This is a genomic window from Luteimicrobium sp. DT211, from assembly GCF_049844995.1.
In the GTDB taxonomy this organism is placed as follows: Bacteria; Actinomycetota; Actinomycetes; order Actinomycetales; family Cellulomonadaceae; genus Luteimicrobium.
On the sequence record NZ_JBNCMC010000002.1, the window covers coordinates 271,427 to 289,326 of the forward strand.

The 17,900-nt window shown below is 75.0% G+C and carries 14 protein-coding genes; 11 read left to right on the forward strand and 3 right to left on the reverse strand.

All coding sequences use genetic code 11. From position 1 onward, the window contains the following. Positions 1-59: 59 nt before the first annotated feature. Positions 60-1,526 (forward strand): UTP--glucose-1-phosphate uridylyltransferase, encoded by a 1,467-nt coding sequence (locus ACLQ14_RS05350; RefSeq protein ID WP_425810658.1) that lies wholly within the window; start codon positions 60-62, stop codon positions 1,524-1,526. Positions 1,527-2,068: 542 nt separating this feature from the next. Here the strand turns inward: ACLQ14_RS05350 and ACLQ14_RS05355 are convergent. From ACLQ14_RS05355 to ACLQ14_RS05365, 3 genes are all read right to left on the reverse strand, one after another. Then, entirely contained in the window at positions 2,069-3,823 is a 1,755-nt protein-coding gene (locus ACLQ14_RS05355) for an MDR family MFS transporter (RefSeq protein WP_425810661.1), read from the reverse strand. 132 nt (positions 3,824-3,955) lie between these two features. Continuing rightward, entirely contained in the window at positions 3,956-4,618 is a 663-nt protein-coding gene (locus tag ACLQ14_RS05360; RefSeq protein ID WP_425810663.1) for a TetR/AcrR family transcriptional regulator, read from the reverse strand. Positions 4,619-4,707: 89 nt separating this feature from the next. Beyond that, positions 4,708-5,871 carry a DUF3866 family protein gene (locus ACLQ14_RS05365; protein WP_425810665.1) on the reverse strand — a complete coding sequence of 388 codons (1,164 nt, stop codon included), beginning with the start codon at positions 5,869-5,871 and terminating at the stop codon, positions 4,708-4,710. A 33-nt stretch (positions 5,872-5,904) separates the two neighbouring features. Here ACLQ14_RS05365 and ACLQ14_RS05370 point away from each other — a divergent pair, with 33 nt between their 5' ends. The 10 genes from ACLQ14_RS05370 (at position 5,905) to ACLQ14_RS05415 (ending at position 17,819) form a co-directional block, all read left to right on the forward strand. Further along, positions 5,905-6,957, forward strand: coding sequence for a helix-turn-helix transcriptional regulator (locus tag ACLQ14_RS05370; protein WP_425810667.1), 1,053 nt, complete (start codon positions 5,905-5,907; stop codon positions 6,955-6,957). Next, positions 6,950-8,005 (forward strand): helix-turn-helix transcriptional regulator, encoded by a 1,056-nt coding sequence (locus ACLQ14_RS05375; protein WP_425810670.1) that lies wholly within the window; start codon positions 6,950-6,952, stop codon positions 8,003-8,005. The genes ACLQ14_RS05370 and ACLQ14_RS05375 overlap by 8 nt, the downstream gene beginning before the upstream one ends. Further along, positions 8,002-8,334 carry a hypothetical protein gene (locus ACLQ14_RS05380; RefSeq protein WP_425810672.1) on the forward strand — a complete coding sequence of 111 codons (333 nt, stop codon included), beginning with the start codon at positions 8,002-8,004 and terminating at the stop codon, positions 8,332-8,334. The genes ACLQ14_RS05375 and ACLQ14_RS05380 overlap by 4 nt, the downstream gene beginning before the upstream one ends. A 133-nt stretch (positions 8,335-8,467) precedes the next feature. Then, positions 8,468-8,806 (forward strand): Sec-independent protein translocase subunit TatA, encoded by a 339-nt coding sequence (tatA, locus tag ACLQ14_RS05385; protein WP_425810674.1) that lies wholly within the window; start codon positions 8,468-8,470, stop codon positions 8,804-8,806. A gap of 41 nt (positions 8,807-8,847) precedes the next feature. Next, the gene (tatC, locus tag ACLQ14_RS05390) at positions 8,848-9,591 is read left to right on the forward strand and encodes a twin-arginine translocase subunit TatC (RefSeq protein ID WP_425811635.1); all 744 of its coding nucleotides are present in this window, start codon (positions 8,848-8,850) and stop codon (positions 9,589-9,591) included. Continuing rightward, positions 9,588-10,544, forward strand: coding sequence for a diacylglycerol/lipid kinase family protein (locus ACLQ14_RS05395; RefSeq protein WP_425810676.1), 957 nt, complete (start codon positions 9,588-9,590; stop codon positions 10,542-10,544). The genes tatC and ACLQ14_RS05395 overlap by 4 nt, the downstream gene beginning before the upstream one ends. Before the next feature lie 71 nt (positions 10,545-10,615). Beyond that, the gene (locus ACLQ14_RS05400; protein ID WP_425810678.1) at positions 10,616-13,504 is read left to right on the forward strand and encodes a DEAD/DEAH box helicase; all 2,889 of its coding nucleotides are present in this window, start codon (positions 10,616-10,618) and stop codon (positions 13,502-13,504) included. 44 nt (positions 13,505-13,548) lie between these two features. Continuing rightward, positions 13,549-15,189 carry an amidohydrolase gene (locus ACLQ14_RS05405; RefSeq protein WP_425810680.1) on the forward strand — a complete coding sequence of 547 codons (1,641 nt, stop codon included), beginning with the start codon at positions 13,549-13,551 and terminating at the stop codon, positions 15,187-15,189. Between the two features lie 287 nt (positions 15,190-15,476). Then, positions 15,477-17,057 (forward strand): apolipoprotein N-acyltransferase, encoded by a 1,581-nt coding sequence (gene lnt / locus ACLQ14_RS05410; protein ID WP_425810682.1) that lies wholly within the window; start codon positions 15,477-15,479, stop codon positions 17,055-17,057. 9 nt (positions 17,058-17,066) lie between these two features. Then, positions 17,067-17,819 carry a polyprenol monophosphomannose synthase gene (locus tag ACLQ14_RS05415; protein WP_425810684.1) on the forward strand — a complete coding sequence of 251 codons (753 nt, stop codon included), beginning with the start codon at positions 17,067-17,069 and terminating at the stop codon, positions 17,817-17,819. The last annotated feature ends 81 nt before the right edge of the window (positions 17,820-17,900 follow it).

Consider the following 17,900-nt stretch of genomic DNA (forward strand, 5'->3'; position numbering starts at 1 on the left):
TCCTACCGTAGCGACGCCCACCGCGCCCTGCCGAGGTTCGGGCCCCTACGATCGGTCCCATGGACGGACCTCAAGGCCTCGACCTCGCCCGGGACAAGATGCGTGACGCGGGAGTTCCCGACGTCGCGATCAAGGTCTTCGAGCACGGCTACCACCTGCTCGAGGAGGGAGCCACGGGCATCCTGCCCGAGTCCGACGTCGAGCCGCTGGCTGACGTCGGCCGCGCCGCCGACCTCGACGTCGACGACGACGCCGCCCGCGGGGCGCTGGCCCTCACCGCGCTCGTCAAGCTCAACGGGGGCCTCGGCACCTCGATGGGCATGGACCGCGCCAAGTCGCTCCTGCCGGTCCGCGGCGACCTGACGTTCCTCGACGTGATCGCGCGGCAGGTCCTCGCCGCGCGGGAAGAGTCGGGCGCACGGCTCCCGCTCGTCCTCATGAACAGCTTCCGGACCCGGGACGACACCCTCGCCGCGCTCGGGCGCTACCCCGGGCTCCCCGTCGACGGCGTGCCCCAGGACTTTCTCCAGAACCGCGAGCCCAAGCTGCGCGCCGACGACCTCACGCCCGTCGAGTGGCCGGACGACCCCGAGCTCGAGTGGTGCCCGCCGGGGCACGGCGACCTGTACACCGCCCTCCAGACGTCCGGGGTCCTGGACGCGCTGCGCGCCGCGGGCTTCCGCTATGCGGCGGTCTCGAACGCCGACAACCTCGGCTCCGCCCCCTCGGCCGCCATGGCGGGCTGGTTCGCGTCGACCGGCGCGGGCTTCGCCGCCGAGGTGGCGCGGCGTACCCCCGCCGACCGCAAGGGCGGCCACCTCGTCGTGCGCGCGGACGACCACCGGATCGTGCTGCGCGAGACGTCGCAGGTGGCCGACGAGGACAAGGACGCGGCGTCCGACATCGAGCGCCACGCCTTCTTCAACACCAACAACCTCTGGCTCGACCTCGACCGGCTCGCCGACCTCCTCGCCCAGCACGACGGCGTGCTGCCCCTGCCGCTCATCCGCAACGAGAAGAACGTGGACCCGGCCGACGCCTCCTCGCCGCGCGTCGTGCAGATCGAGACGGCCATGGGCGCCGCGATCGAGCTGTTCGAGGACGCCGTGGTGATCGAGGTGGGCCGCGAGCGGTTCCTCCCGGTCAAGACGACCGACGACCTGCTGCGGCTGCGCTCCGACGTGTACGCCCTCGGCGACGACGGCACGGTCCGCGCGACCGTCCCCGAGCCGGACATCACGCTCGACCCTGAGCACTTCAAGACCGTCGCCGACTTCGACGCGCGGTTCCCGCACGGGGTCCCGTCGCTCGTGCTCGCCGAGTCCCTGACCGTCGAGGGCGACTGGACGTTCGGGGCCGACGTCTCCGTGGTCGGCCCCGCCCGGCTCCGGCCCCCCACGGACGGAGGGCCCGGGACCGTGCCCGACGACGCCACGGTCGGTGCCGACGGCGTCGTGGAGCCCGAGGCCAAGCGCGAGGTCCCGGTGGACCTGTCCGACGTGGAGGACGCGGCGCCGACGGTCTGAGCACGCGCGCCTGTGGTGACGCGTCCGTGGCTGGGGCGAGCGGTTCGTGCTGGGGCGGCCGGGGCGGGAGGGGTGCGCGCGGTCTTCCATCCGGCTGCTCGTCCCTCGCGGCCTCCCGCCAGTCCCCCCACGACCGCGCGCACCCCTCCCGCCCCGCCCTTCGCCGTCGTCTCGCCTCCACAGGCGGCTGGCTTCCCGCCAACCCCGCGACGGCGGCACGTGCGTCGAGTACGAGGTTTCTCGCCGAACGGAAGCCACAACCCCTCGGTCTCGACGACAACCCTCGACCTCGGCGCGGGGGTGACCCGTCACCGTGCCGAGCATGCGGTCGGTGATCTTCGCGGCGCCGACCATGCGCGCAGACCCCTTCTCGGCGTCGAGCATGTGCGTGTTCGCATGGTCGGCGGGGCGGGTGGTGCCCGCACCCGCCCGCGGACCCGACCACGGGTGCGGACCCGACCACAATCGCGCACACGAAAGGGCCGGGGCGGTCCGATGACCACCCCGGCCCTTCGTTCACCCGGCCCGGGAGCCGGCTGCCGTCAGTCGGCCTGCCGCGGGGGAGCGGACGGGCCGCTCGGCGCGTCGTCGGCCGAGCCGTCGGGCGTCACGCCCACGCTGACCGTCTCGGGTGCGGCCGGGGCCCCGCCCTCGACCAGCTCGGGCTCGCCGTGCCCGCCCTTCGGCGGCGCCGCGACGGCCTCGCCGCGCGCGACCATGCCGGCGTGCTCCGACAGCTTGAGCTGCGGGAGGAAGAACGCCATCACGAGCGCCAGGACGCCGATCGGCACGAGGTACCAGAACGTCGGCGCGAGCGCGTCCACGTAGGCGTTGAGCACGCCCGAGTGGACGGGCTCGGGGAGCTGCTTGACGACGTCGGGCGTCAGGGACGAGGCACCGCCGCCCGCGGGAGCACCGCCGGCCTGCGTGAACACGTCGTTGAGCCGGTCGGTCAGGCGGGACGTGAAGAGCGTGCCGATCACGGCGATGCCGAGCGTGGCGCCGATCTCGCGGAAGTACGAGTTCGCGCTGGTCGCGACGCCGATCTCGTGCGGGTCGACCGAGTTCTGCACGGCCAGGATGATGTTCTGCATCACCAGGCCGATGCCGAGGCCGAACACGAAGATCATCGCGCCGAACACGAGCAGCGTGGTGTCCACCGCGAGCGTGGTGAGCCACGCCAGGTCGGCCGTGGCGATCGCGAGACCGACGATCGGGTACATCCGGTACTTGCCGCGCTTGGCGATGAGGGCACCGGACACGATCGCCGCGCCCATCATGCCGACCATCATCGGGATGAGGAGCAGGCCGGACGCCGTGACGCCCTCGCCCTTGACGATCTGCAGGTAGGTCGGCAGGAACTGGATCGCCGCGAACATGCCGGCGCCGATCACGAAGCCGATCGCCGTCGTCAGGGTGAACGTGCTGTTCTTGAAGAGGCGCAGCGGGAGGATCGGGTCGTCCGCGCGGAGCTCGACCAGGACGAACACGAGGGCCAGCACGATCGTCGCGATGAGCGTCGACATGAGGCCTGCGGAGCCCCAGTCGTAGCCGGTCGTGTTGGACAGGCTGGGCCAGGAGGCGACGACGATGATGCCCGTGGTCGCGAGCGCCATGGTGACGGTGCCGAGCCAGTCGACGCGCTTGGTCGCGTGGTGCGACGGCAGGCGCAGCGCCTTGAAGGCGACGATGAACGCGATGATGCCGATCGGGACGTTGATCCAGAAGCACCAGCGCCAGCCGGGGCCCTCGGTGAACCAGCCGCCGAGCAGCGGGCCGGCGACGGCCGCGAGGCCGAAGATGCCGCCCATGGGGCCCATGTACTTGCCACGGTCCTTGGCGGGGACGATGTCCGCGATGATCGCCATGGCGAGGATCGCGAGCCCGCCGCCGCCGACGCCCTGGAGGCCGCGGAAGAACACGAGCTCGCCGAACGAGGTGGACATGCCGGCGCCCGCGGACGCGACGGTGAACACGCCGATCGCGACGAGGAACAGCCACCGGCGGCCCCAGACGTCGCCGAACTTGCCGTAGAGCGGCATGACGATCGACATGGCGAGCAGGTAGGACGTGGCGAGCCACGCCTGGTGCTCGACGCCGTGCAGCTCGCCGACGATCGTCGGCATCGCCGTGGACACGATCATCTGGTCGAGCGAGGACAGGAACATGCCCGCGATGAGCGCGGAGAAGATGACCCAGATGGTGCGCTGGGTGAGGACGACCACAGGCCCGGCGGGCTCCGGGGCGCCGCCGGCGGCCGCCTGGGCGGCCGGCGCGGATTCGGTCGGGGAGGACAACGTGACTCCAGGGTGTCGGGGAACGGGGGCTGGGGGGCGTCGCACCGGGTGGACCCGGCGCGACGTGTCGGCTCATCGGGTGAGCCGTGGTCGGTGTGCGGTTCTCGGGCCGCTGTGGGGGGCGGCGGCCGGTCAGGGGGCGAAGATCCCGCGGAGCTGGTCGACGGCGGCGGGCAGGTGGTCGGCGAGCTCGCCCTCCTCGCCGCTCGCGGCCCACAGCTGGTGGGTGAGCCGCACGAACGACATCACGAGGAACGCGCCGACCTCGCCGTCGAGCGGCCGGTCGTCGAGCCCGGTCTCGCCCCGTCGCCGGAACAGCTCGGCGGCGCTGGCCATGTCCCGCTCGAAGCGCCACAGCTGACGTGCGAGCAGCCGCGGCTCGCCGCGCACGAGCTCGCCCTTGTGGTGCATCTCGTCGTGACGGAAGTCGTGCGCCGCGAGGACGCTCGCCACCAGTGTCACGAGGTCGTCCAGGAGAATTCCGGTCGGCCCGCCGGCGGCGAAGCGCTCGCCTGCCGCCGGGTCGACGACGTCCTCGCTCCAGCCGAGCGCGGCGTCCTCCTTGGTCTCGAAGTAGTTGAAGAAGGTGCGTCGTGCCACGCCGGCCCGCTCGCAGATGTCCTCGACCGTGGCGCCGTCGAGGCCGTGCTCCGCCACGAGCGCCTGCGCGGACGCGATCAGCGCGCGACGTGTGGCGCGCTTCTTGCGTTCGCGGGTGCCGAGCTCCGGCGCCGTGCCCGGTTCGGCGGGCGCGGGGGCGACGGGCTCGGCCAGCTCGGCGGCAGCGGGGGACATGCGTCAATTCTTGCACCCGGTGCACGCATGCACCGGGTGCATTTTCCGCCGGGAGCGCGTGACCTTGGTCACACGGGGCGGCGCGAGCCTCAGGCCGACGCGGGGATCGTGGCCGCGTGGACCCCGGCGACGGCCGCGGCGACGAACGACGCGGGGTCGGCGTCGAGCCCGCGCCCCATGGTGGACAGGCCGACCGGGCTGCGTCCGAGCGCGGCCAGCAGGTCCGCGTCGGCAGGGACGTCGACGAGGCGGTGCCTCGCCGGGACGCCCGCGAGCGCCGCCGCCTGCTCACGCACGCGCTCCGCCAGGCCGGTGGGCCAGGCGGCGGCGACGTCGTCGTCGGGCACGGGGACGGGGACGTCCGCGGGCGCCAGCGCGACGCGCCCGTACGCCGTGAGGGAGTGGTGCGAGACGCCGCGGTGCCTGTCGCGCGCGTCGGCCCCGGAGACCCGCAGCGAGGCCACGGCCCGGCCGCCGAGCGTCGCGGCGGCGTTCACGGCCTCGCCTGCGGCCACTCCGGAGAAGCCCCACCGGGTGCCCGTGCCGAGGTTCCCGGGGCCCTGGGCGACGACGACGAGCTCGGCGCCCGCGACGTGGCGCGCGGCCAGCAGGCCGGTGTGGACGGTCACGGCCTCGAGGTCGCCGCCGAACGCCTGGCCGACCGTCACGCTCGCGTCCAGCCAGCGGGCCTCGCGCAGCCCGGCGACGGTCCGCGAGAAGGCCGCGGGCAGCGCGCCGCCGTCGGTCATCACGTAGACGGCCCGCGGAGGACGGCGCCCGGCGACCTCGGCGGCGTGGCGTGCCCCCGCGAGGACGGCGGGCAGGGCCGAGTGCAGGTCGGCGACGACGACGGGCAGCCCGGCGAGGTCGTCGGCGTCGCGCAGGACGTCGTGGTGCGGGGACTCCTGCTCGTCGACGCCGAGGACGAGCGTCTGCAGGGGCGTGTACCGGGCCTTGACGAGGTGGCCGGGGCCGGGGGGCGGGTCGGCGGGGAGCTCGTCGGCCGGCGCGACGACCAGCGCGTAGCCGCCCGTCCCGAGGCCCCGGCGCAGCGCCCCGATGTTGAGGAGCACGCGCGAGCCCGGCGCGGGCGAGCCCACGAGCCCGGTGTAGGCGAGGGCCCGGACGTCGGCCGCGGGGGGGTCGGCACCACCGGCGGCGGGGGGATCGGCGACCAGCCGGACCGTCAGCTCCAGGGCGCCGGGCCAGCTCCGCCCGTGCGACACCACCGTCCCCGAGCGCCACGTGATCACACGGCAACGCTACAGCCCGCTAGCGTGGTGCCGATGCCCTCTCAGATCCCGCCGGCCGAACGCCTGCTCAACCTCGTGATCGCGCTCGTCAACGCGCCCTCGTCGCTGAGCAAGCAGCAGGTGCGCACCTCCGTGGCCGGGTACGGCGACGCGCCGTCGCCCGACGCGTTCGAGCGCATGTTCGAGCGCGACAAGGACACGCTGCGCGAGCTCGGGATCCCCGTGCTCACCGTGGACGCGGGCGGCCACAGCGACGACGTGGGCTACCGGGTCGACCTCGACGCCTACACGCTGGCGCCGGTCGACCTCACGTCCGCCGAGCTGGGCGTGCTCTCGCTCGCCGCACAGTTCTGGCAGGACAAGACCCTGCGGACCGACACCGCGCGAGCCCTGACGAAGCTGCGGGCCGCGGGTCGGGGAGACCCGGGCGTCGGGGACGCGGGGACGGACGTCGTCGCGGGGCTGACCCCGCGGGTCCGCGCCGCCGGGCGCGCGTTCGGGCCGCTCCTCGACGCGATCCAGGACCGGCGGCCCGTGCGGTTCACCTACCGGGCCGCGTCGACGGGCGAGGTGCGCGAGCGCGAGCTGGAGCCGTGGCGGCTCGCCGCGCGCCGCGGCGGCTGGTACGTGCTCGGCCGCGACCGCGACCGGGACGCGCCCCGCGCGTTCCGGCTGAGCCGCATCGAGGGAAGCGTGCGTGCGAGCGGTGCGGCGCGCTCGTTCGAGCCGCCCGCCGAGGTCGACGTCGACGCCTTCCTCTCCGGCCGCGGCGGCAGCGAGCGGCTCGCCCGCCTCGCGGTCGTGCCCGAGCGTGCAGGCGCGGTGCGCGCCCGCGCAACGCGGCCCGAGCGAGCGGCCGACGACGTCGCCGAGGACCCCGTGACCGCCGACGGGCGCGACGTGCTGGAGGTGCCGTTCACGAGCCTCGCCGGCTTCGCGTCCGAGCTCGCGGGGTACGCCGACGCCGTCGTGGTCCTCGACCCCCCGGACCTGCGGGACGCGGTCGTCGTGCGCCTGCGCACCGCCGCCGGCCTCGACGCCGGCGAGCGCGAGAACGGGCAGGGACAGGGGGTGGACCGTGGCTGAACGCGCCGACGAGCGCCTCGTGCGTCTCCTCGGGATGGTCGCCTACCTCGACGCCGCGGGCGCGGTGACCGTCGACGACCTCGCCCGGCGGTTCGGCGTCTCGCCGCAGCAGGTGCTCGACGACGTCGACGCGCTCTGGGTGTCCGGGACGCCCGGCTACTGGCCCGACGACCTGCTCGACTTCGACGCCGTCGCGCGCGAGCGCGGCGTCGTGCGGCTGGTCGAGGCCCGGGGGATGACGCGGCCGCTGCGCCTCGGCACCCGCGAGGCCGTGGCGCTCGTCGCGGCGCTGCGCGCGCTGCGCTCCGCGGTCGCGACCGCAGGGCCGGGCGCGCGGTCCGTCGTCGACTCCGCCCTCGAGAAGCTCACCGACGCGACGGGCGAGGCCGCGGCCGCGGTCGACGTGGAGCTCGCCCTCGAGGGCGACCCGGCCGTCGCCGCGACCGTGCGCGACGCGCTCGTGCGGGGCCGCCGGCTCCGGATCCGCTACGTGACGGCCGCCGACGTCTCGAGCGAGCGCGACGTCGACCCGCTGCGGCTCGTCACGCAGGACGAGCACTCGTACCTGCTCGCCTGGTGCTACCGGTCGCAGGACCAGCGCACCTTCCGGCTCGACCGGATCCTCGAGGCCCAGGTGCTCGACGTGCCCGTCGAGTCGCACGGCGACCCGCGCGCCGGTGCCCTCGAGCGGGTCGCCTTCGTCCCGGACGATTCGGCCGAGCTCGTGACGATCGTGTTCGACTCGCCGGCCCGGTGGGTCGCCGAGGAGGTGCCCACCGAGTCGGTCCGCAACCGCGAGGACGGGACCTTCGAGGTGACGCTGCGCGTCGCGGACCCCGTCTGGCTGCGGCACCTGCTGCTCCAGCAGGCCCGGCACGTCCGTTCGGTCGAGCCGTCCTGGCCCGCCGTCGACGTGGCGGAGGCCGCGCGCGCGGCGCTCGGCGCCTACGCTCGGCTGGGACAGGGCTCGGACCTCGACGGCGACGCAGGCGACGCCGGAGGCGCCCGCGGCAACGACAGCGACAGCGACGGAGAGGTGCGGGCATGACCTGGTGGACGCTCGTGTGGTGGGTTCTCGCGCTCGGCGCGGTCGCGACGTTCGCGCTCGTGGGGCTGCGCCTGTGGCGCGCCGGGAGGGGCCTGCTGCGGGAGCTGTCCGCCGCGGGGCGCGCGTTCGAGGACCTGTCCCGCAGCATCGACGCCGCCACTGCCGCCCAGACGGCGGCGCAGGAGGAGATCCGCCCGACGCTGTTCGACGATCCTGCGGAGCACCGCGCGCGGATCCTCACGCTGCGCCTCGAGCGCGACGAGCGCCGCGCCCGCCGCCGCGCGTCGCACCGGGCGACCTACGAGCGGTGGAGCGCGTTCAACCGCTGAGCCGCTGACCTGGGACGGCGCGGCCCGGGCCCGACCCCGGTCGCACAGGCCCTACGATGGGGTCAGCGGTCCGGCGAGGAGGCCGCGACGGCCGGCCCACCGGGCCGTCGATCCATCAGGGAGTGGTGTCGCTGTGAAGCCCTGGCACGTCATCGTCTTGCTCGTCGTCGTGCTGCTGTTGTTCGGGGCGCGTCGTCTCCCCGACCTCGCGAAGAGCGTCGGGCAGTCGATGAAGATCTTCAAGAACGAGGTCAAGGACCTCACCGAGGACTCGGCGCCGTCGCAGACGCCCGCCCAGCCCGCGGCGCTGCCGCCGTCGGCCCAGGCCACCGCCCAGCCGACCGCGCCGGCCCAGCCCGCGCAGCCCCAGCCGGCGCCCGCGCCTGGCCTGCTGTACGAGCGTGAGCCGCACGTCACCCCGAGGACGGACCCTGTCGCGTCCCCGAGGGACGACGCGACGCCCCCGAGCTGACGGTGGCGCGCAGCTCACGCCGCGCCAACCCCGACGGACGGATGCCGCTGCTCGCGCACCTGCGCGAGCTGCGCAAGCGCGTCGTGCTCGCGGCGCTCGGCCTCGTGGTCGGCGCCGTCGTCGGGTGGGTCTGCTACACCCCGGTGTTCGAGGCGCTCCAGCGCCCCCTGCTCGACGCCGCCGCGTCCGCCGGCAAGGACGTGCGCCTCAACTTCACGGGGCTCGCGAGCGCCCTCGACATGCAGATCAAGGTCTCGCTGTTCCTGGGCGTGATCATCACGAGCCCGTGGTGGCTCTACCAGCTCTGGGCGTTCATCACCCCGGGGCTGACCCGCAAGGAGCGGCGGTACGCGGTCGGCTTCCTGGGTGCGGCGGTGCCGCTGTTCGCCGGCGGCGCGTTCATGGCCTGGCTCATGCTGCCCCGTGCGGTGACGATCCTCACGGACTTCGTGCCCGACGGCGCGAGCAACATCACCGACGCCCAGGGCTACCTGAGCTTCGTCATGCGGCTGATCCTCGCGTTCGGGATCGCCTGCGTCCTTCCGGTGGTGCTGGTGGCGCTGAACTTCGTGGGCCTCATGAGCGCGCGCGCGATGCTCGCGGGCTGGCGGTGGGCGGTGTTCCTCGTCTTCCTGTTCTCGGCGGTCATGACGCCGACGCCGGACGCGATCACGATGATCATCGTCGCGATCCCGATGTGCCTGCTCTTCTTCGCCGCCGTCGGCGTGAGCGCGCTCCACGACCGCCGCGTCGCGGCCGACGACGCCGAGCGGCTCGCCGCGTGAGCCCACGCGTCCTCGGCGTGGTCGTGAACCCCACGGCCGACCGAGGTCACGCGGACCGGGCCGGCGTCCGCGCGCTCGCCCGCCTGCGCGAGCGGGGCCACGAGGTGCGGGTGCTGTCGGGGGCCACCTTCGACGACGCCCTCGCCCGGTCCCGCGCCGCCGTCGCGGACGGGCTCGACGCGCTCGTCGTCGTCGGCGGGGACGGCATGGTGCACCTGGGGGCGAACGCGTGCGCGGGCGGCGGGACGCCGCTCGGCATCGTCGCCGCCGGGTCCGGGAACGACTACGCCGGCGCCCTGGGGCTGCCGGTGCGCGACGTCGACGCCGCGGTTCGGGTGCTGCTCGACGCGCTCGACGCCGGCCCGCGCGTCGTGGACGCGGCGCAGGTCACGGCGGACGGGACCGGCGAGCCGCGCTGGTTCTGCGGCGTGCTGTCGGCGGGGCTCGACGCCGCGGTGAACGCGCGGGCCAACGCGATGCGCCGGCCGCGCGGCCGCTCCCGGTACGCCCTGGCCGCGCTCCGGGAGCTGGCGCGCTTCCGGCCCTTCGGCTACCGGATCACGATCGAGTCGCGCGCCGACGACGGCGCCACCGTCACCTCCGTCTGGGAGTCGCCCGGGACACTGGTCGCGGTCGCGAACGGCCCGGCGATCGGCGGCGGGATCCGTATCGCGCCGGACGCCCGCGTCGACGACGGCGAGCTCGACCTGGTCCTCGCGGGACCCCTGTCGCGGCAGGGCGCGCTGCGGGTCTTCCCGCTGACGTACACGGGTCGGCATGTCGGGCACCCGGTGGTGGACGTGCGGCGCGTCGTCCGGGTGCGGCTCGAGCCGACCACGGCGGGCGTGGCGCCGCCGCCCGCGTTCGCCGACGGCGAGCCGGTCGGCCCGCTGCCACGCGAGGTGCGGGTCGTCCCCGGCGCGCTGCACGTCCTCGCGCCGCGCCCGTCCTGACGGCTCCACCCGGGCCTCGCGCCAGGCCCGCCGGCACCCCCGGGGTCGCCCCCGCCCCGTAGGCTGGCGGCATGGCCGCTGACCCCGACATGCTGTCCCCGGCGGAGCGGTACGCCGCGTCACGCGAGCGCGAGGCCCGGCGCCGCGCGCGCGGCGGCGGGAACCAGCTCGAGGAGTTCCGCGAGCTCCTCGGCTTCACGCTCGACGACTTCCAGGTGCGCGGTTGCGAGGCGCTGGAGGAGGGGCGAGGCGTGCTCGTCGCGGCCCCGACCGGGGCGGGCAAGACGGTCGTGGGGGAGTTCGCCGTCCACCTGGCCGTGACGTCCGGCCGCAAGGCGTTCTACACGACGCCCATCAAGGCGCTGTCGAACCAGAAGTACAACGACCTCGTGCGCCGGTACGGCGTGGGCCAGGTCGGGCTGCTCACGGGCGACACGACGATCAACGGCGAGGCGCCCGTCGTGGTGATGACCACCGAGGTGCTCCGCAACATGCTGTACGCGGGCTCGCGCACCCTCGACGGGCTGGCGTTCGTCGTGATGGACGAGGTGCACTACCTCGCCGACCGGTTCCGCGGGCCGGTCTGGGAGGAGGTCATCATCCACCTCGCCGACGACGTCCAGCTCGTCTCGCTGTCGGCGACCGTCTCCAACGCCGAGGAGTTCGGCGAGTGGCTGGAGATGGTCCGCGGCGACACGGCCGTCGTCGTCTCCGAGCACCGGCCCGTGCCGCTGTGGCAGCACGTGCTGGCCGGGCGGGGCGCCGGGGGCGGACCCACGGCGGGCCCGCGGCTCCTCGACCTGTACGCCGGTTCGGTGGACCCCACCGATCCCGGCGTGAACCCTCCCATCAACCCCGAGCTCCTCGCCGTCTTCCGGTCGGCGCGCGGGCTCGAGGGGACGGCGCCACCGCGCGGGCGTGGCCGCCGCGGCCCGGGCGACCGCGGGTACCGCGGAGGTGGGGGAGCCCGCGGCGGGGCGGGCCGGCGCGGGGCCCCGCGCTTCGCGGTCGTCGACGCCCTCGACGAGGACGGGCTGCTGCCCGCGATCTACTTCATCTTCTCGCGCGCCGGCTGCGAGGACGCCGTCGGGCAGTGCCTCGCCGCCGGGCTCCGGCTGACGTCGCCGCAGGAGGAGGCCGAGATCCGGCTCGTCGTGGAGGAGCGCTCCGCGACCATCCCGGGCGAGGACCTCGAGGTGCTCGGGTACCACTCCTGGGTCGAGGCGCTCGCCCGGGGGATCGCCGCCCACCACGCGGGCATGCTGCCGCTGTTCAAGGAGACCGTCGAGGAGCTGTTCAGCCGCGGGCTGGTCAAGGCGGTGTTCGCGACGGAGACGCTCGCGCTCGGGATCAACATGCCGGCGCGCTCGGTCGTGCTCGAGAAGCTCGTCAAGTGGGACGGCTCGCAGCACGTCGACGTGACGCCCGGCGAGTACACCCAGCTCACCGGGCGGGCGGGGCGGCGCGGGATCGACGTCGAGGGCCACGCGGTGGTCGTCGACCACCACGGGCTCGACCCCGTCGCGCTCGCCGGGCTCGCGTCCAAGCGCCTGTACCCGCTGCGCTCGAGCTTCCATCCGACCTACAACATGTCGGTCAACCTCGTCGCGCAGGTGGGCCGGGACCGGGCGCGCGAGGTGCTGGAGACGTCGTTCGCGCAGTTCCAGGCCGACCGGGGCGTCGTCGGGCTCGCCAAGCAGGCGCAGGCCCACGCCGAGGCGCTGCAGGGCTACGAGAAGGCCATGACGTGCGACCGCGGCGACTTCGCCGAGTACCTCGGGATCCGCCGCAGGATCGGGGCGCGCGAGGCGGAGCTGTCCCGCTCGGCGTCGGCCGGCCGGCGGGCGGAGGTCGCGGCGGCGTTCGAGAAGCTCCGCCCCGGGGACGTCGTCGAGGTGCCCTCGGGGCGCCGCGCGGGCTACGTCGTCGTGGTCGACCGGGGGCGCGGCGGCGGGTTCGACGGACCCGGCCCGACGGTGCTGACGAGCGAGGGCCGCGCCAAGCGCCTGACCCTCGCCGACGCGCCGGCTGGCATCGCGGTGGTCGGGACCGTGCGGGTCCCCAAGGGCTTCAACGTGCGCAACGCCCGGCAGCGCAAGGACGTGGTCTCCTCGATGCGCAACGCGCTCGCCGAGGGCCGGACCCCGCCGGGCGCCGAGCGGCGCGGCGCGGGCAGGCGCGGCCGCGCGAGCACCGCCGCCGACGACGCCGAGCTGGCCCGCCTGCGCGCGGCCCTGCGCGCGCACCCGTGCCACGGCTGCCCGGACCGCGAGGACCACGCCCGCTGGGGCGAGCGCTACGAGCGTCTGGCGAACGAGCACCGGGCCCTCGTGCGGCGGATCGAGTCGCGGACCGGCTCGATCGCGGCGGTGTTCGACCGGACCTGCGACGTCCTGCTCGAGCTCGGGTACCTCGCCGCCGACGAGGACCGCGCGCCCGGCGAGCTGCGCGTGACGCAGGACGGCCGCTGGCTGCGCCGCCTGTACGCCGAGAACGACCTCCTGCTCGCCGAGTGCCTGCGCCGGCACGCGTGGGACGACCTCGACGCCGCGGGCCTCGCTGCGGCCGTCTGCGCCGTGGTCTACGACGGCCGCCGCGACGACGGGAGCGAGCCGTACGTGCCCGGCGGCCCGGACGGGCGGCTGGCCCGCGCGCTCGACGCGACGACGCGGATCTGGTCGCGCCTCGGCGACCTCGAAGCGGCCCACCGCATCGACGCGACCAAGCGGCTCGACCTCGGGCTCGTCGCGGCCGTCCACCGCTGGGCGAACGGCCGCCGGCTCGACGCGGTGCTGCAGGGTTCGGAGATCGCTGCGGGCGACTTCGTGCGCTGGTGCAAGCAGGTGGTCGACGTGCTGGACCAGATCGCCCAGGCGGCGCCGAGCTCTGCGCTGCGGACCACGGCGCGGGACGCGCAGCACGCGCTCCTGCGCGGGGTCGTCGCGTACTCGTCCGTCTGACCGGTCGTCCCGCCCCGGCGCGCCGGTCCGGATAGGGTCGGGCGGTGACCTCGATCCTCTACCGGGGCGGCGTCGTCCACTCGCCCCAGGACCCCTTCGCGGAGGCCGTGCTCGTCGACGACGGCGTCGTCGCGTGGGTCGGCGCGAACGACACCGCCGACGGCTTCGCCGCCCGCGCCGACCGCGTCGTCGAGCTCGACGGCGCCCTCGTGACCCCGGCGTTCGTCGACGCCCACGCGCACGTCCTCGAGACCGGCCTCGCCGCCGTGGGCGTCGACCTCGGCGCCGGCGCCGGGGTGGCGTCGCCGGCGGACGCCCTCGCGCGCCTTCGGGACGCCGCGGTCGACCTCGACGCGCGCTCGGGCGAGGTGCTGCTCGCGCACGGCTGGGACGACAGCGCCTGGGGTGACGCCGGGCCGTTCACCCGGGCCGAGCTCGATGCCGCCTGCGGCAGCGCGCCCGTCTACGCGGGCCGGGTCGACGGGCACTCGGCCGTGGTCAGCACCGCGCTCGCGGAGCGCGCGGGGGCGGTCGGCGCCCCCGGCTGGTCCGACGACGGCCTCGTCCGCGAGCAGGCCTACGACCGCGCACGGGAGGTGGCCCGCGACCTCGCGCCGGTCCGCCGCACGGCGCTCTACCGCGCGGTCCTGGAGGAGGCAGCCCGGCGCGGGATCGTCGCGCTGCACGAGATGAGCACGCCCGCCGCCGACACGCGTGCCGGCCTGCGCGAGCTCCTCGCGCTGACGGCCGACGCGGAGTCCGGTCTGCCGCTGGTCGTGGGTTACCGCGCCGAGCTGTGCTCGACGCCCGACGACGCGCGCGCCCTCCTGGCCGACGTCCCGGGTCTCGCCGGGATCGGCGGGGACCTGACCGTCGACGGCTCGTTCGGCTCGCGCACCGCCGCCGTGCGGGCGCCGTACCGGGACGACCCGGCACGCGGCAACGGCACCCTGTTCCTGGGCGCGCAGGAGATCTGCGACCACCTGGTGGCGGTCGCGGCCGCCGGGGTGCCGGGCGGCTTCCACGTGATCGGTGACCGTGGCATGGACGAGTTCCTCCTGGGCCTCGAGATCGCCGCCGAGGTGCACGGCCAGCAGGCCGTCGCCGCGGGTCGGCACCGCCTGGAGCACGCGCTCCTCGTGGACGCCAAGGCCCTCGCGGCCATGCTCGTGTTCGGGCTGAGCGTGAGCGTCCAGCCCGCCTTCGTCACCGCATGGGGCGGCCCGGACGGCATGTACGCGGAGCGCCTGGGCGCGACCCGCGCGGCGGACCTGAGCCCGCTGGCCGACCTCGCGGCGTCGGGCGTGCCGCTCGCGTTCGGGTCCGACACCCCCGTGACGGCGCTCGACCCGTGGGCCGGCGTCCGCGGCGCGGTGTTCCACCCCGAGCCCGAGCAGCGTCTGTCGGCCCGCGCGGCGTTCAACGCGCACACGCGCGGCGGGTGGCGGATCGCCGGCCTCGACGGCACCGGGGCGGGCCAGCTGCGCGTGGGTGCGCCCGCGCACCTGGCGGTCTGGGACGCCGAGCACCTCACGGTGCAGGCGGCGCCCGGCAGCATGTCGTCGTGGAGCGCCGAGGCGCGCGCGGGCACGCCCCTGCTGCCCGACCTGGACCCGGAGCTCCCGACGCCGCGCTGCCTCCAGACCGTACGAGCCGGCGTGGTGCTGCACGACGAGCTCGGGTGAGCGGAACGATCCGTCCCGGTGCCCCGTTCCTCTTGAACCCGGGGAGCGGGGCGCGTTAGGTTCGGACGGTGTGCAGGCCTGGGGGTCCCGGCGGCGACGGCCACATCGAACGTCACAGCGAGAAGTTTCGCCACGTCCCGCCCGGAACAGCTCACAGCGCTCAGGTCGGCTCGCGCGTTCAGTAGAAAACGTGCACGGCGGGTGGCAGCCGTGAACGGCACGAAGGACGCGCGAGCCGGCCGGCATCTGCCGGAACCGCCCCCACCTGCGTGACGTACCCTTCACGGGTGCCACGCTCGTCACCGCCTCCGGCCCCCGGCCGGATCCTCTCGCTCGTCCTCGCTGCAGCAGGTGGCGGAGCCCTCTTCCTCGCGTTCCCCGACGCCGACGTCTGGGGCCTGGTGTTCGTCGCCGTCGCCCTCCTGTACGTCGCCCTGCAGCGGCGCGGGACGTGGTGGAACGGCCTCGTCGGGCTCGTGTTCGGGCTCGCGTTCTTCCCGGCGCACCTGTGGTGGTCGGACGTCGCCGCGGGCGTCGTGGCGTGGCTGGCGCTCAGCGTGGCGTCGGCGCTCTTCCTCGGCCTCCTCGGCGTGGCGTGGGGCCTCGCCCGGGGGCTGCGCCCCCTGTCCCGCGCCGGGTGGTGGGACGCGCTGGCGTTCCCCGTGCTGTTCACGGGCGTCGAGGCGTTCCGGTCCGCGTGGCCCTGGGGCGGCTTCCCGTGGGGCCGGCTCGCCTTCAGCCAGGTCGACTCGCCGATCGGGCGGCTCGCTCCGCTCGGCGGCACGGTCCTGGTGTCGTTCGTGGTCGCCGTCGTCGGGACGCTGCTCGGGATCGTGACGCTGCGGGCCGTCCGGCTGCGCCTCGTCGGCGTCGTCGTCGGCACGGCGGCCGCGTTCGTGCTGGTCGTCGCCCCGCTCAGCGTCGGGCTCGACGTCCTGCCGCAGGCCGGACAGCTCAAGGTCGGGATGGTCCAGGGCAACGTCTCCAAGCCCGGGGCGAGCGCCTTCGACAACGCCGGCGAGGTCCTGCGCAACCACCTCTCGGGCACCTACGACCTGCTCGACCACGTGCAGCCCGGCGACCTCGACATGGTGATCTGGCCGGAGAACGGCTCGGACTACGACCCGCAGCAGTACGCGGACGTCGGGCAGGCGATCACGGAGGCCGCGCAGGCCGTCGGCGCGCCGATCCTCGTGGGCGCCCAGGAGTACCCGAAGACGGGCGGCCGGTACAACGTGTCGCTGCTGTGGGACCCCCAGAAGGGCGTGATCGACCGGTACGTCAAGCAGCACCCCGTGCCGTTCGGCGAGTACATCCCGCTCCGGAGCTTCGTCCGGCACTTCTCCTCGTCGGTCGAGGAGGTGCAGACGGACATGCTGCCCGGGCACGACCCCGCGGTGATGACGCTGCCGTCGGCGCGGCTCGGGCGCGACGTGCCGTTCTCCACGGTGATCTGCTTCGAGGTGGCCTACGACTCGATCGTCGAGCAGTCGGTGAGGCTCGGCAGCGAGGTGCTCGTCGTCCAGACCAACAACGCCTCGTTCGGGTACACCGCGGAGTCCACGCAGCAGCTCGCGATGACGCGGTTCCGCGCCATGGAGACCGGCCGCGCCGCGGTCCAGGCGTCGACCGTGGGGGTCAGCGCGGTCGTGTCGCCGAGCGGCGTCGTCCTGCAGCGGACCGGGCTCTTCGAGCCCGCACAGCTCACCGCCGACCTGCCGCTGCGCACCGACATCACGCCGGCCGTGCGGGCGGGGGAGTGGCCCGCCCGCGCCGCGGCCGCGCTTGCGGCGCTCCTGGTGGTCGGTGGGATGATCGGGTCCCTGCGTCGTGCGCGCCAGCGCCGACGCCTCCCCGGCGAGAGGTAGGCAACCGGCGTGGCCCGTGTTCTGGTCGTGACCCCGACGTACGACGAGCGTGACTCGTTGCCCGTCACGTACGAACGGCTGCGCAAGGCCGTCCCCGACGCCGACTTCCTCGTCGTCGACGACGGGAGCCCCGACGGGACCGGCGAGCTCGCCGACGGCTGGGCCGCGACGGACGACGCCGTGCACGTGCTGCACCGGAGCGGCAAGCAGGGCCTCGGCACCGCGTACATCGCGGGCTTCCGCTGGGCGCTGGACCGCGGCTACGACGTCGTCGTCGAGATGGACGCCGACGGCTCGCACCGGCCGGAGGACCTGCCGCGGCTGCTGGCCGCCCTCGAGGACCCGGCCGTGGACGGCGTCGTCGGGTCACGGTGGGTGCCCGGCGGGCGCGTCGTGAACTGGCCGCTTCGCCGCGAGGTGCTGTCCCGGGGCGCGAACACGTACACGCGGCTGGCGATGGGCATCGGTGTCCACGACGCCACCGGCGGCTTCCGCGCGTACCGCGCGGCCACGCTCAAGGCGATCGACCTCGAGACGGTGTCGTCGCAGGGCTACTGCTTCCAGGTCGACATGACGTGGCGGATCGTGCAGTCGGGCGGCCGGATCGTCGAGGTGCCGATCACGTTCGTCGAGCGCGAGGCGGGCACGTCGAAGATGAGCGGCAACATCGTCGGCGAGGCGCTCGTCAACGTGACCCGCTGGGGCGCGGAGCACCGACTCGCGCAGCTGCGCGGCCTCGTGGGCGGGGAACGCCGGCGCTGACCCTGCGTCGGCGCGACGGTACGACGAAGGCTCCCGACCCAGCAGGGTCGGGAGCCTTCGTCGTGTGCGTGCCGGCGGGCC